We start from the raw sequence: 13,377 nt of genomic DNA, 5'->3' as shown, positions 1-13,377 counted from the left end.
CCTCCTTTTTTGCTATTAGTAACAACTTTGCAACAGAAGGTAAGGAATGCCAATCAGATTACGGATGAAAATAGCGCAAGGAGAAGCGAATGCAGAATGATTCGGAGAACTCTGAAGGAAGGCGCCGGATGAGTAAAATCAACCGACGCCATAGGTCAAGATTAATGCAGTTTCAGACGCGGGCGAATCACCCGGTTAATACTGCCGACCAGCATCATCAGACCGGTTTTGAAGTAACCGTGTAGAGCAATCTGATGCATACGGTACAGTGAGATGTACACAAAGCGCGCAATACGCCCTTCCACCATCATCGACCCACGGGTCAGGTTGCCCATCAAACTGCCCACGGTAGAGAAGTTAGAGAGCGAAACCAGAGAGCCGTGATCTTTATACTGATACGCTTTCAGCGGCTTACCGTTCATCTGCGCCAGAATGTTGTTCATTGCGCAGCTTGCCATCTGGTGCGCAGCCTGAGCGCGCGGCGGTACAAAGCCCCCTTCCGGGCGAGCGCAGGAAGCACAGTCGCCAATCGCGTAGACGTCGGGATCGCGCGTGCTCTGCAGAGTTGGCTCAACCACCAGCTGATTGATACGGTTCGTTTCAAGTCCGCCAATGTCTTTCATAAAGTCTGGCGCTTTGATCCCCGCCGCCCACACCATCAGATCGGCTTTAATGTATTCGCCATCTTTAGTATGCAGTCCGCCTTCATCTGCACTGGTTACCATCGTCTGGGTCAGGACGCGTACGCCCAGTTTGGTCAACTCATTGTGCGCAGCGCTGGAAATACGCGGCGGCAACGCAGGCAGAATACGTTCACCAGCTTCTACCAGCGTCACGTTCAGTGCTTCGTTGGTCAGCCCTTTGTAACCATAGCTGTGCAGTTGTTTTACCGCATTATGCAGCTCGGCGGAGAGTTCAACCCCCGTCGCACCGCCGCCGACGATAGCAATATTCACTTTGCCGTTAGCGCCCAGATTCGCGGAATACTTGAGGAACAGATTCAGCATTTCCTGGTGGAAACGACGCGCCTGATGCGGGTTATCCAGGAAAATGCAATTTTCTTTGACGCCCGGCGTGTTGAAATCGTTAGAGGTACTACCCAACGCCATCACCAGCGTGTCATACGGTACTTTACGCTCAGGAACCAGCAGATCGCCCTTCTCATCGCGCAGCTCGGCGAGAGTAATGGTTTTCGCTTCACGATCGATATCCACCACCGAGCCCAACTGGAACTGGAACCCGTGGTTGCGGGCATGCGCCAGATAGCTCAGCGCATCCACACCTTCATCCAGCGAACCTGTCGCGACTTCATGCAGTAACGGTTTCCATAAATGGCTGTGGTTTCTGTCCACCAGCGTAATTTTGGCCTTTTTCTTGCGGCCCAGCTTTTTACCCAGCTGCGTCGCCATTTCCAGTCCGCCAGCACCGCCGCCGACAATCACGATCCTTTTCAATGGTGTAGTCAACGTGACCCCCTCAAATTTATTAACCAATTGTTAATTAAAAGTTATTGTCATAGCCTTTAATTAACAACAAGTTACGATAATGAAAATGTTCTTCGAGAGTGAGAATAACACGAACGGTGCATTGGTCATACCAAAATTGATGTGTATCAAGTTTTGATGCTGAAAAGATAGACAACCCGAACTTTAAGAACAAAAAAACCAGCCCGGAGGCTGGTTTTTTACACGCTCATTGAAGGTTAACCCAACGTTTTGAACGCTTTGATACGCTGTAAGTGCGGGGAGATATTCTTAAACTTATGCGTCTGCTCTTCGTCCCAGACAATCTCATAAAAGTGGTGCAGTTCTTCTGACGAACGCTGACTATTAAGTGCTTCATCATGACGGGACAAGATAACCAGACAGCGATCGCGATTTTTTTCGCGGAAATTGGTCACGCATTTTGTCGCGATATCGGCATATTCTTCAGGCCGGTCGATTTTTCCCTCCATGTTCTCATACGGGAACAGATTGGGATTAAACACAACCTGGCGAATATCACACAGAAAACCAATTCTTTCAGCCCAAAACCCTCCGAGCCCCACGCCACAAATCAGCGGTCGGTCGTCGACATTAAGCTGCAGCATTTTGTCCACTTCTTTAAGCAGATGCTGCATATCATGTTTAGGATGCCGCGTGCTGTAGCTAATCAGCCTGACGTCCGGGTCGATGAACTGCAGCTGCAGCACCTTTTCGTGGTTGCCTGGACTGTTAGAGTCAAAACCGTGTAAATAGATAATCATCGCATCCTCGCCAAACGTGCGTTAATGACCTGCTTTCTCTTCCTGCCAGCGCTCATGAAGCTGGTTGAGCTGGGCGCTTACCGTCTTCCAGCGTGTCGAGTCCATCAGTTCCTGACGTGAAAATGAACCTTTATGATACAAACGTGTAACACGTTCTGCATTGATCGGCGACAGATTATCTAACACACTGGCCGCTCCTTTACGATTATTGCAGACCAGGATCATATCGCAACCTGCATCCAGCGATGCCTGGCCGCGTTCCGCATAGCTTCCCATAATCGCCGCACCTTCCATCGACAGATCATCAGAGAAAATAACGCCGTCGAAACCCAGCTCCTGACGCAGCACCGTTTTCAACCAGTGTGGCGAGCCACTCGCCGGGCGCGAGTCTACATCGCTGTAGATGACGTGTGCAGGCATAATGGCGTCGAGTTTGTTTTCGGTAATCAACGTCCTGAACACGGACATATCTTTCGCCCGAATTTCGGCTTCCGAGCGTGGATCGGTTGGGGTTTCTTTGTGTGAATCCGCCGTCACTGCCCCATGTCCGGGGAAATGTTTACCAGTCGTTTTCATGCCAGCGCCATGCATACCGTCAATAAAGCGGGTTGCTATAGCCAGCGCTTTTAGCGGATCGGCATGGTAAGAGCGCTCGCCGATTGCTGCGCTGATATGCCCCACATCCAACACCGGTGCAAAGCTGATATCAATGTCCATTGCGATCATTTCGCTGGCCATTAACCATCCGGCGTCTTCAGCCAGTTTGCCACCTTCTTCCAGACCGTGCAGCGCTGCAAACGATTGGGCCGCAGGCAGACGCGTAAAACCCTCGCGAAAACGCTGCACCCTGCCGCCTTCCTGATCTACCGCCACCACCAGATGATTACGCGATGCCGCGCGGATCTGGCGCACTAATTCCCGCAACTGTTCCGGGTCATGATAATTTCGGGTAAAGAGGATCAACCCACCTACCAGCGGATGCGCCAGAATCTCACGTTCTTCAGCGTCCAGCTCATACCCTTCGACATCCAACATTACTGGGCCCACACTGCTCTCCTTATCCTTTCATTGTTAGCTGCCGCCAGGTTTCATCGGCCAGCCTGATAAATTGTCGATCGCCGGTTTGTTGCCAGCGATACTCAAACCACCCCGCCTTCAGCATCATTATCCAGGGTTGCCATCGCCTGACCTGTCGCCAGAGCACGTCTGGCTCAATATGCGCTCGTTGGGCGTAGGCGCTAACCAGCCGTTGATGCTGGGACTCGTCGCTGACCCAAACCGCCGCCAGCTCCAGCGCGAGATCACCGTCGCCGGCATATTCCCAGTCAATCAACCGCAGCCCTGAGTCTGTACGTACGATGTTGTTGCCGTGGACATCCATATGCAGCGGCCCCAGGCGCAAAGGTCGAGGCTCACCGCTTTTCCTTAGCAGCTTAAGCGCGCGTAACCAACATGGCGTACGACGCGCCGGATCCCCACACTGCCAGTATCGTTCGAGTAGCGGCAGCAGGCTGATTCGCCAGCCGAATCGGGGCTGCTGGTGCAGATGATACAATAAGGCAGCGAGTTCGTCGGCGTCCGGTAATCTGGATTCTACCTGACCGTGAAAAAAATCCACGGCCATCCACCCGCGCGTATAAAAGCGAGGGCGCGGCGCAAGGCTTTCTGGCAGGTGCTTTAACGCATGATAGTGGCGTAAGAAATGCGATTCAGGCGCGTCAGGATCGTGATGACAACGCAATACTAAGCGGTGGGTATGATGTTCGATGATGCAGCTCCCGCCGCTCAGGCCGCTCTGGCTACCTGCGACGGGATGATACTGCGGGAAATAGCGCGACAACACTTCGTCGCGCTTCAGTCGGTTATTGTTGCTGAACGGCACCTTTACCTGACCAGATAATTTCGCCAGTTTGTACCAGCATTAATTGCATTTGCAGCGCAGGCGAATTGACGTTGCCTGATGCGCTGGAATAGAGCACATATTGTGCGCCAACGTTACGGGCGATACCAATCGCTTTGCTGCGCGTACCCAGACTGTCGTTCGGCGACAAACCTAGCTGCTGTTTGGCGACGGCCAACTGCTGGGCGGAAACCAGAGTAAACTTGCCGTTATTCGCCAGCGCGCTGCGCAAAGTCTCGGTGGCTTCCCCTCCATTCAACGAGCCGTTGGTGCGGTTATTGACGCTATCAACCAGCAGAACGCCCCCCGCTTTGACGCCGTCAGCCTGCAGCATTTTGCCGACCATCGGCTGCATAGCCCCGTTCCAGTCATAATGACGCTGACGTGGCGTCGGCTGCGCCGTCTGGTCCTCGTGCTCAATCGGCCCCGGCTGCTGTGGAATGGTGGGAACCGTTGGTACAACCGGTACCGGCTGTTGCGGCTGCGTGGGTTGTTCCGGCACCGGCTTCACTTCCTCTACCGGTGCGGGTTCACGTTGCGCCACACAACCAGAGAGAAACATCGCCAGCGCGGCAATCAGTGCGTAGCGATTCATTTTTATCTTCAAGATTCACCCCTTACAAATAAAGATAAAGTCTAACCTTGTGCGCCCCCAGATAATTGGCGCTGCCGTACAGCGTCACCGACGAATGAGCCGGGATAGTCACGCTACGCGGCGCTTCCAGAGGATGCATTTCCAGTCCTCTGGTGTCATACCAGTAAAACCGGTAATGAACGGTAACGGGCTCTTGTCTTTCGTTATAAAGTCGAGAGGATGCTGAGGCCTGAATATCAGACGTGGTTAACGTCGGCTGTTCCGCTGTAATGCCCGCCGCAAGAATCGTTGATTCCATCACCAGTGACTGTTCATCACTAACCGGAATTTCAGGATGTGTTCGACAGCCAGCCAGTAGCAGCAAGCTCAGTGAAAGTGCAATGCATCCTCTGGTCATGCTTACAGACCTTTATGCGCAAGCATTGGACCAAGCGCCCGGCCACCCAGCAGGTGCATATGAATGTGATACACCTCCTGACCACCATGACGATTGGTATTCATGATTAAACGGTACCCATCCGCAGCAATGCCTTCCTGCTCGGCTATTTTTGCCGCAACGGTAATCATGCGACCCAACGCCTGCTCGTGTTCCGCCGTCACATCATTGACGGTTGGGATCAATACGTTAGGAATGATGAGAATGTGCGTAGGTGCCTGAGGGGAAATATCACGAAACGCGGTGACCAGTTCATCCTGGTACACGATATCCGACGGAATTTCACGACGGATAATTTTGCTGAATATAGTTTCTTCTGCCACGACGTTTTCCTTTTTCATTAACAGCCCAAGCGTTATGCCATGCTACGCCGGGTAACTCTGCGAGTATAGAGTATGAGCGAGTTACTCACGCTCTTTCAACTTTAACCCTCGATTTTTTAAGCAAAAAGCCCTGTCACTGCTGTTCTTATAACCATTTCCCGTCGCTATTGCTTAAGCATAGTACTGAAATCCTATTTCATTTATACTCAAAGCGGTTTACACGTCAGGCATCAATGCGTGGCCGTTACCTTCTCGTCAGGGCGTATAACGGCTACATGACGATATCGGCCTCTCCGGCCACCGCCAGGCGCAAGAAATCGTCCCGCCGATGGTTTTTAATTTTGGGGTTCCATGCCACACCAATGTTCCAGCGAATTTGTTTTTCAGTGAGCATCAATAGTCTCGCTTCGGCAGGCAAAAAATGCCGGACACTTGTGGGTAAAAAGGCGACTCCGATCCCCCCGGCAACCAATGCCAATAGCGTAGTCATGTCATTTGTTACAGAGACCGGTTCAGCGCTAAGTTGGATGCTTTGTAGAAAGAGTGAGGTTTGTTCCGCAAGACATGGGCTTCATGCACCTGTTTTTAATTAGTGCTATTTCCTTAGCGATCACGCTGTCGGTATATCCACATATCATCAAAGATAAATCGATAAAAATAAAACGGTTAATCAAAGGAAAGCAGCCACATCGCTCATGCACGATCTACTTTATAGGCGTTATTGCCCTGCTCGCCATGATCCCGGAATGTGCTGTTGTGGACTGGTGGTCACGTTATTTATTGAAAAATCTCAATGCGACTACAGAAACGGCAAGCCTTTCCTTTGCCTGCTTTGCGGGAACAATGGCAATCTTTCGCTTCATGGGAGACTTTATTCGCAACCGCTTTAATGCCATTCTCGTGATGCGCTCATCCAGTCTGTTAGCTGGGCTTGGGCTGCTGACAGCCGCAATGGCTAGTCATCCCTGGCAAGCCACCGTTGCCTTCGCTATTGCCGGTATTGGCATAGCCAATCTGGTACCGATTGCTTTTTCCGCTGCGGGAAACCAGCCTGATATTTCGACCAACACGGGAATGAGCATCGTCACCACGATCGGTTATTTGGGTACGCTAATGGCCCCTGCACCTATAGGCCTGGTGGCTGAAATCACAGGTTTTCCTGCTGTATATACCGGGATGGCCGCCATGTTGGGCATGATTATGCTGCTTGCTCCCCTGATTAGGGTAAAGGCCAGCGAAAAATTTGATGCCAATTTGACGCGTTGAAAACAAAAAGCCTGCTTAGTTTCCTGAGCAGGCTTCTTAAATTTGGCTCCTCTGACTGGACTCGAACCAGTGACATACGGATTAACAGTCCGCCGTTCTACCGACTGAACTACAGAGGAATCGTTGTGGAGGCTTATCTTAGCGGCGAAAAAAATTTTGTCAAACCCCATTTCCTCGCATAAGTATCAATTGATGCTTCTCTCGACAGTTTGTTGCATTTCCAGACATTTTAAATGGAAAAAACTTTGCAGCTTTTTGGATTCTCCCTCATCATTTGAAATGAGGTTTCAACTTTCTTCTTTAAGGTCCACTTTGAACGTCTCCGCTGCCTTCCGCCAGGTTGCTTCCCGCACGCCCTGGTATACCAAACGCAAGAGTTATAAGGTTCTCTTTTGGCGTGAAATCACTCCGCTCGCGGTCCCCATTTTTCTGGAAAACACCTGTGTGCTGTTGATGGGCGTTCTGAGTACCTTCCTGGTGAGCTGGTTGGGAAAAGAAGCAATGGCTGGGGTTGGTCTCGCAGACAGTTTCAATATGGTTATTATGGCGTTTTTTGCCGCCATCGACCTGGGTACTACGGTAGTAGTAGCATTTAGCCTGGGAAAACGAGATCGCCGACGAGCCAGATCGGCTGCCAGACAATCGCTGGTGATCATGACGATTTTTGCTACCGTGCTGGCTGCGGTAATTCACTATTTTGGCAAACAGATTATTGACGTTGTCGCTGGTGAAGCAACGCCCGACGTTAAGGCTTTAGCGCTAACCTATCTGGAGCTGACGGTGCTCAGCTACCCGGCGGCAGCCATTGCGCTGATCGGTAGTGGCGCACTGCGTGGAGCTGGAAATACCAAAATACCGCTGTTGATTAATGGCGGCATGAATATTCTGAATATCATCATCAGCAGCATTCTGATCTATGGGATCTTTTCCTGGCAAGGACTGGGATTCGTGGGTGCGGGACTCGGACTGACCATTTCACGCTACATCGGTGCGTTCGCCATTATCTGGGTGCTGATGATTGGTTTTAATCCGGCGCTGCGGATTCCCTTCAAAAGCTATTTTAAGCCGCTTAATCTCGCCATTATCTGGGAGGTTATGGGAATTGGTATTCCGGCTAGTATCGAGTCAGTACTGTTTAATGGCGGTAAACTGCTAACACAGATGTTTGTCTCCGGCATGGGAACCAGCGTCATTGCGGGAAACTTCATTGCATTTTCTATTGCCGCGCTAATCAACCTGCCGGGGAATGCTTTAGGCTCCGCATCGACAATCATTACCGGCAGACGTCTGGGAAATGGTCAAATTGCACAGGCTGAAATCCAGTTACGCCATATCTTTTGGCTATCCACGATCGGCTTAACTGCTATCGCCTGGCTAACTGCGCCTTTCGCCGGCGTCATGGCCTCATTTTATACCCACGATCAGGATGTAAAAGAGGTCATAGTCGTCCTGATTTGGCTCAACGCAGCATTTATGCCGATATGGGCGGCTTCATGGGTGCTACCGTCAGGGTTTAAGGGCGCACGTGATGTACGTTTTGCCATGTGGGTATCGATGTTGGGCATGTGGGGCTGTCGTGTTGTGGCAGGATACACGTTGGGAATCGTATTAGGATGGGGGGTAGTCGGCGTTTGGTTAGGGATGTTCTTCGACTGGGCCGTACGCGCCGCATTATTTTACAGGCGTATGGTCACAGGCCGCTGGCTATGGAAATACCCGCGTCCCGAACAGGAAAAGTGCATAAAACAACCTGTTGCGTCTGAATAATCGGCGAAATGGGGAATATTTCGGCAAACGATTGAATTTATCGATTCAGGCTTTGACAACGCTGAGTGGTATCGCTAATATGCGCCTCGTTCACACGATTCCTCTGTAGTTCAGTCGGTAGAACGGCGGACTGTTAATCCGTATGTCACTGGTTCGAGTCCAGTCAGAGGAGCCAAATTTAAGAAGCCTGCTCAGGAAACTAAGCAGGCTTTTTGCATTTAAATCCGCCTTAAAACATCCCCTTTAAGCGGCCTGCCTGTCATAACATCCCCATTCCACGCCATATCACATCGTTGATTAAAGTTATGTAAATATAAATTATTTACACTTTGCAATGATTGTAAGTGTTAGTGATTATCATTTATTGTACGCAAGCCATAAGAACGAGCCCCTGCTCGGTTCACTGTATGTTCCAATTACTCTGGGATAAAAACGATGAATGCTCTACCTCGCACCGGACTGCGCCGAATCACGCTTGCCTCTGCCCTGATTTTCTCTGTTAGCCTGCCGGCTTTCGCTCAGGAAACATTAACGCTATACACCACCCGCGAACCGGGCCTGATCCAACCTTTACTTGATAGCTGGACTAACACCAGCGGTATCAAAGTGAGTACGGTCTACATCAAGGACGGTATGCTTGAGCGTGTTAAAGCTGAAGGCAAAAACTCCCCTGCCGACCTGCTGATGACCGTCGATGCCGGTAATCTCATTGACTTAGTGGAAGCGGGTGTTACCCAACCGGTAGAATCCGAAGCGCTAAAAACCGCCATACCTGCCAACCTGCGCGGTGCGGATAATCAGTGGTTTGCGCTTTCTATGCGCGCCCGCGTTCTGTATGCCGAGAAGTCGCTGCCAATCGATAACTGGCACTACGAACAACTCGCCAGCCCCGAGTACAAAGGTAAGGTTTGTATTCGTTCCGGTCAGCATCCGTACAATACGGCGCTGATCGCCGCGATGATTGCCCATCACGGTGAAGTCAAAACGGAAGAATGGCTGCGCGGCGTGAAGGCCAATCTGGCACGTAAAGCGACCGGCGGCGACCGTGACGTTGCTCGCGATATCCTCGGTGGAATATGTGATATTGGTCTGGCTAACTCCTATTACGTCGGCCATATGAAAAACGCCAAAGAAGGCAGCGATGCTCGTCAGTGGGGCGATGCCATTAAAGTTGTAAAACCTACCTTTGAAAATGGCGGAACGCACGTTAACATCAGCGGCGCTGCCGTAGCCCGCTATGCGCCAAATAAAGCCGATGCGGTTAAACTCTTGGAGTACCTGGTTTCCGCACCAGCTCAACAACAATATGCGAAAGCGAATTTTGAATATCCGGTACTGAAAGGCGTGACGCTTGACCCGGTTATCAGCGCCACAATTGGTGAAATCGACGTTGATAAAACGCCGCTAATCGAAATCGTGAAGTATCGTAAACAGGCTAGTCTGCTGGTAGATAAAGTTGGATTCGATCAATAAACCTCTGCAGGTTCCGACGTTACGCGGCCTGGTTTCCGGGCCGCAGTCATTATTAACGCCACTGCATCTTGGCGCGCTGTGCATAGCACTTGGCGTCCTGACCCCTATCGTTGCACTGATCTGGCAAGCCACTCAGGCCGATTTATCCCACTGGGATAATCTCATGACATATGTACTGCCTTCAGCGCTAAAAAACACCGTGCTGTTGCTGGCAGGTGTCGCGGTAATGGTCGGCGTCATTGGCGTAGGCAGCGCATGGGCGGTAACGGCATGGGATTTTCCTGGGCGCAAAATTCTCAGTTGGGCGCTGCTGTTGCCGCTGGCGATGCCGACCTACATCGTTGCCTTTGCCTGGCTCGATCTGCTGCACCCAATTGGCCCTCTGCAAACCTTTATTCGTTTCTTATTGGGCTTTGACAGCCCGAGACAGTTTCGCTTGCCCGATTTACGATCCCTTTTCGGCGCAATCCTTCTGCTCGGCTTAGTACTTTATCCTTACGTCTATCTGACAACCCGTGCCATGTTTATCAGCCAGCCGGCCCATTTACTGGAAGCCGCACGTACGTTGGGATGTAGCGCTACCGGAACCTTTTTTCGCGTTGTTCTTCCCATGGCTCGTCCGGCACTGGCCGTTGGGATCAGTCTGGCGCTGCTGGAAACGCTTAACGATATCGGCGCATCGGAATTCCTCGGAGTTCAAACGTTGACCGTTACCGTGTACACCACGTGGATCTCTCGCTCAGATTTATCAGCCGCTGCACAAATCGCCTGTATGATGCTGATGTTTATATTCTTGATTCTGACGTTGGAATTTTACGGCCGTAGAAAGCAGGGATTCAGCAGCAGGAGCCTGCGGGAAATTCAACCCACTCGCGTGCAGGGCTGGCGGGGCTGGCTACTTGGTATCGTTATTTCGCTGCCGGTTGTGCTGGGCTTTTTGGCCCCGGTCCTGTTTTTAATCTGGGAAAGCGCTAAACGCATAGGCGACGAGAACCCTGTTTCCTCCTCGTTACTGTCTGCATTACAAAATACGTTATCACTGGCAGCGGGAACCACGCTGGTGGTGGTTTGCGTCAGTATGTTAGTGGCCTGGAGCGCGCGTCATAGCGCCGCAGACAACACCATGCCAGGATTTCGTCGCGGCGTGATGCGTCTGGCCTCTTTAGGCTATGCGGTTCCCGGTACAATTCTGGCGATTGGGTTTTTAACCCCCGCCATGGCCGTCGACCGTTGGTTAGCAGATTTACTGGATGTTCGCGGCCTGCCGCTGATGTCTGCCGGGATCCTGCTGGTAATTTGCTGTGCCATGCGTTTTCAAGCGATTGCCATCGGCGCTCTGGACTCCGGCCTGGGACGTATTCCGCCATCCCTGGAACAGGCTTCGCGACTGTTGGGTGAGAATGGTATAGGGACATTTGCACGGGTTCATTTTCCATTGCTGCGCCCGGCGTTAGTGAGTAGCGCCCTGCTGGTTTTTGCCGATGCCATGAAAGAGCTGCCCACAACGCTGCTTTTACGACCAGTAAATTTCGAAACGCTGGCAACGTTGCTGTATGCAGAAGCTGCGCGTGGAACCTATGAAGAAGGTGCTATCGCCGCGCTAATGATTGTTTTAGCAGGTACGCTACCGGTTATTTTGTTGGTGCGTCACCAGATGACTCGCCGTGGTTAAGAGATCAACAATGTCAGAAATTGCATTACAACTCCGGGATGTGCATGTTGCCTACGGCAACAGCCAGCAATCGGTGCTGCACGGATTTTCAATGTCGGTACGTAAAGGGGAAATCGCCTGTCTGCTGGGCGCTTCAGGCTGCGGAAAAACCACGGTGTTACGCGCAGTTGCCGGATTTGAACGACTACGCAGCGGAGAGATTTTTGTGTCGCAGCGCCGCGTGGCTGGCCACGGTGTTCATCTGCCACCGGAAAAACGGCATGTCGGCATGGTCTTTCAGGAATACGCCTTATTCCCCCATTTGACGGCGCAGCAAAATGTGGCCTTTGGGTTGCGACGCATGCCGCGTGAAGAGCAAAAGTTCCGTGTGGAGGAGCTGTTAAAAATGGTGGAACTACACAGCCATGCCAGCCGGTATCCGCATGAACTTTCCGGCGGTCAGCAGCAGCGTATCGCGCTGGCACGGGCGCTGGCCCCGCATCCAGAAATCCTGTTGCTCGACGAACCTTTTTCCAGCCTTGATAAGCGTACACGTGAGCGTCTTGGCAACGAGGTGCGGGATATTTTGCGCGCGGCCGGGCAAACGGCACTGCTGGTTACCCACAGCGAACACGAAGCGCAGCTGATGGCAGACCATATTGGCGTGGTAAAAATGGGGCAGTATCAAATAAAAAAAGCGACCCATCCGACCTGAAGGTCACCAGGGTCGCCCTGAAAATTAATAATGTTTCTGTACCAGGCTGATGTTCACCGGCATACCGGAGCGTCTCTCCAGCGCCTGATTGCCGCGACTCACATCCACGTCATTCCCGCTAATGAAAGTGCGCAGCGCGGGAGTGACCGGCAAGGGAACCTTTCTGTCAGACTCGTATTCCGAACGGTTTCTTGACAAGGGTTCGTGCACTTCCACCCAGCGACTCCCGTCCGGCTCTACGCTGTATTTCACCGGTCGGTCTATCAGTTGCACACGCGTCCCTACCGGTACGGTATCAAACAGATATTTAATGTCGTCGTTACGCAAACGGATGCAACCCTGGCTTACCCGCAGACCAATACCGAAATTCGCATTTGTGCCATGAATGGCATAAAGCCTGCCGATATAAATCGCATACAACCCCATCGGGTTATCTGGCCCTGCAGGAACAAATGCCGGCAAACTTTCCCCGCGAGCCGCGTATTCACGTCGAGTATTAGGCGTCGGCGTCCAGCTCGGCGCTTCCTGCTTACGTTCTACCGCCGTCACCCAATTGCGCGGCGTTTCTCTGCCCGCCTGACCAATACCGATGGGCAAAACTTCAACCGTATTGCCGCCAGCGGGATAATAGTAAAGACGCATTTCTGCGACATTGATGACAATCCCCTCGCGTACGGTATCGGGTAATATCAATTGCTGTGGCACAACCAACGTTGAACCAGACTTAGGCAGAAAAACATCCACGCCGGGATTGGCTTCAAGCATGTTACTCAACCCCTGCCCGTACTGCGCGGCAAAGGCTTCCAGCGGTTGAGTATTGCCATCTGGAATAGTGATTGTCAGAGGGGTGCCCACCAGGCGACTGCCTTCTGGCGGCAGCGGATAACTCACTGCTTGTGATCCCTGACTCACAAGCAGTGCAAAAAGCGCAAAAATCAGTTTTACCCGACGCATTTTTTCCTTTCCTTCGTCGCAGCCGATATCCGGTAAGTATAGCTTTTTTATC

At 51.8% G+C, this 13,377-nt stretch carries 12 protein-coding genes, 2 tRNA genes and 2 pseudogenes; 6 read left to right on the top strand and 10 right to left on the bottom strand.

The genetic code is table 11. The features are described 5' to 3' along the window. Window positions 1-161: 161 nt before the first annotated feature. The 8 genes and pseudogenes from ndh to OGY15_RS09750 form a co-directional block, all read right to left on the bottom strand. Entirely contained in the window at window positions 162-1,466 is a 1,305-nt protein-coding gene (gene ndh, locus OGY15_RS09785) for an NADH-quinone dehydrogenase (RefSeq protein WP_151220016.1), read from the bottom strand. A 236-nt stretch (window positions 1,467-1,702) separates the two neighbouring features. Beyond that, window positions 1,703-2,245 carry an alpha/beta hydrolase YcfP gene (ycfP, locus tag OGY15_RS09780; RefSeq protein WP_187252632.1) on the bottom strand — a complete coding sequence of 181 codons (543 nt, stop codon included), beginning with the start codon at window positions 2,243-2,245 and terminating at the stop codon, window positions 1,703-1,705. Between the two features lie 21 nt (window positions 2,246-2,266). Then, a complete protein-coding gene (nagZ, locus tag OGY15_RS09775; RefSeq protein WP_286538990.1) occupies window positions 2,267-3,292 on the bottom strand; it encodes a beta-N-acetylhexosaminidase in 1,026 nt (341 codons plus the stop codon). 10 nt (window positions 3,293-3,302) lie between these two features. Continuing rightward, window positions 3,303-4,127, bottom strand: a complete 825-nt coding sequence (gene thiK, locus OGY15_RS09770) for a thiamine kinase (RefSeq protein WP_151220018.1) — start codon at window positions 4,125-4,127, stop codon at window positions 3,303-3,305. After that, entirely contained in the window at window positions 4,108-4,740 is a 633-nt protein-coding gene (gene lpoB, locus OGY15_RS09765) for a penicillin-binding protein activator LpoB (protein WP_151220024.1), read from the bottom strand. Before lpoB ends, thiK begins: the two co-directional genes overlap by 20 nt. Window positions 4,741-4,762: 22 nt before the next feature. Next, window positions 4,763-5,137, bottom strand: coding sequence for a YcfL family putative periplasmic lipoprotein (locus tag OGY15_RS09760; protein ID WP_151220019.1), 375 nt, complete (start codon window positions 5,135-5,137; stop codon window positions 4,763-4,765). Window positions 5,138-5,139: 2 nt separating this feature from the next. After that, the gene (gene hinT / locus OGY15_RS09755) at window positions 5,140-5,499 is read right to left on the bottom strand and encodes a purine nucleoside phosphoramidase (RefSeq protein ID WP_016156204.1); all 360 of its coding nucleotides are present in this window, start codon (window positions 5,497-5,499) and stop codon (window positions 5,140-5,142) included. 271 nt (window positions 5,500-5,770) lie between these two features. Further along, window positions 5,771-6,040 (bottom strand): annotated as a pseudogene (locus OGY15_RS09750) (LysR substrate-binding domain-containing protein); the annotation flags it as partial. Window positions 6,041-6,066: 26 nt separating this feature from the next. Between OGY15_RS09750 and OGY15_RS09745 the strand changes: the two are divergent. Continuing rightward, window positions 6,067-6,765: pseudogene (locus OGY15_RS09745) on the top strand (MFS transporter); the annotation flags it as partial. 43 nt (window positions 6,766-6,808) lie between these two features. Here the strand turns inward: OGY15_RS09745 and OGY15_RS09740 are convergent. After that, window positions 6,809-6,884: transfer RNA gene (locus OGY15_RS09740), tRNA-Asn, on the bottom strand. 160 nt (window positions 6,885-7,044) lie between these two features. Between OGY15_RS09740 and OGY15_RS09735 the strand changes: the two genes are divergently transcribed. From OGY15_RS09735 to OGY15_RS09715, 5 genes are all read left to right on the top strand, one after another. Beyond that, window positions 7,045-8,532 carry an EmmdR/YeeO family multidrug/toxin efflux MATE transporter gene (locus tag OGY15_RS09735; protein ID WP_278237856.1) on the top strand — a complete coding sequence of 496 codons (1,488 nt, stop codon included), beginning with the start codon at window positions 7,045-7,047 and terminating at the stop codon, window positions 8,530-8,532. A gap of 99 nt (window positions 8,533-8,631) precedes the next feature. Beyond that, window positions 8,632-8,707 (top strand) — tRNA-Asn (locus tag OGY15_RS09730). A gap of 260 nt (window positions 8,708-8,967) precedes the next feature. Next, the gene (locus tag OGY15_RS09725; protein WP_151219698.1) at window positions 8,968-10,005 is read left to right on the top strand and encodes an extracellular solute-binding protein; all 1,038 of its coding nucleotides are present in this window, start codon (window positions 8,968-8,970) and stop codon (window positions 10,003-10,005) included. Then, complete coding sequence (locus OGY15_RS09720; protein WP_278237854.1) at window positions 9,989-11,677, top strand: ABC transporter permease; 1,689 nt, start codon at window positions 9,989-9,991, stop codon at window positions 11,675-11,677. Before OGY15_RS09725 ends, OGY15_RS09720 begins: the two co-directional genes overlap by 17 nt. A 10-nt stretch (window positions 11,678-11,687) precedes the next feature. Next, a complete protein-coding gene (locus OGY15_RS09715; RefSeq protein ID WP_187252232.1) occupies window positions 11,688-12,371 on the top strand; it encodes an ABC transporter ATP-binding protein in 684 nt (227 codons plus the stop codon). 24 nt (window positions 12,372-12,395) lie between these two features. Here OGY15_RS09715 and ldtA read toward each other — a convergent pair whose 3' ends face one another. Beyond that, complete coding sequence (gene ldtA, locus OGY15_RS09710; protein ID WP_151219701.1) at window positions 12,396-13,325, bottom strand: L,D-transpeptidase; 930 nt, start codon at window positions 13,323-13,325, stop codon at window positions 12,396-12,398. Between the last annotated feature and the right edge of the window lie 52 nt (window positions 13,326-13,377).

Origin of the sequence: Citrobacter sp. Cu231, assembly GCF_030332265.1 — a bacterium.
Classification (GTDB): Bacteria; Pseudomonadota; Gammaproteobacteria; order Enterobacterales; family Enterobacteriaceae; genus Citrobacter; species Citrobacter meridianamericanus.
This window is presented reverse-complemented; position numbering and strand designations above follow the sequence as displayed.

Coding starts and splice junctions, on each gene's coding strand:
- OGY15_RS09725 (WP_151219698.1), top strand. CDS start 8,968: ATGAATGCTCTACCTCGCACCGGACTGCGCCGAATCACGCTTGCCTCT.
- OGY15_RS09760 (WP_151220019.1), bottom strand. CDS start 5,137: ATGACCAGAGGATGCATTGCACTTTCACTGAGCTTGCTGCTACTGGCT.
- lpoB (WP_151220024.1), bottom strand. CDS start 4,740: ATGAATCGCTACGCACTGATTGCCGCGCTGGCGATGTTTCTCTCTGGT.
- OGY15_RS09715 (WP_187252232.1), top strand. CDS start 11,688: ATGTCAGAAATTGCATTACAACTCCGGGATGTGCATGTTGCCTACGGC.
- ycfP (WP_187252632.1), bottom strand. CDS start 2,245: ATGATTATCTATTTACACGGTTTTGACTCTAACAGTCCAGGCAACCAC.
- OGY15_RS09735 (WP_278237856.1), top strand. CDS start 7,045: ATGAGGTTTCAACTTTCTTCTTTAAGGTCCACTTTGAACGTCTCCGCT.
- ldtA (WP_151219701.1), bottom strand. CDS start 13,325: ATGCGTCGGGTAAAACTGATTTTTGCGCTTTTTGCACTGCTTGTGAGT.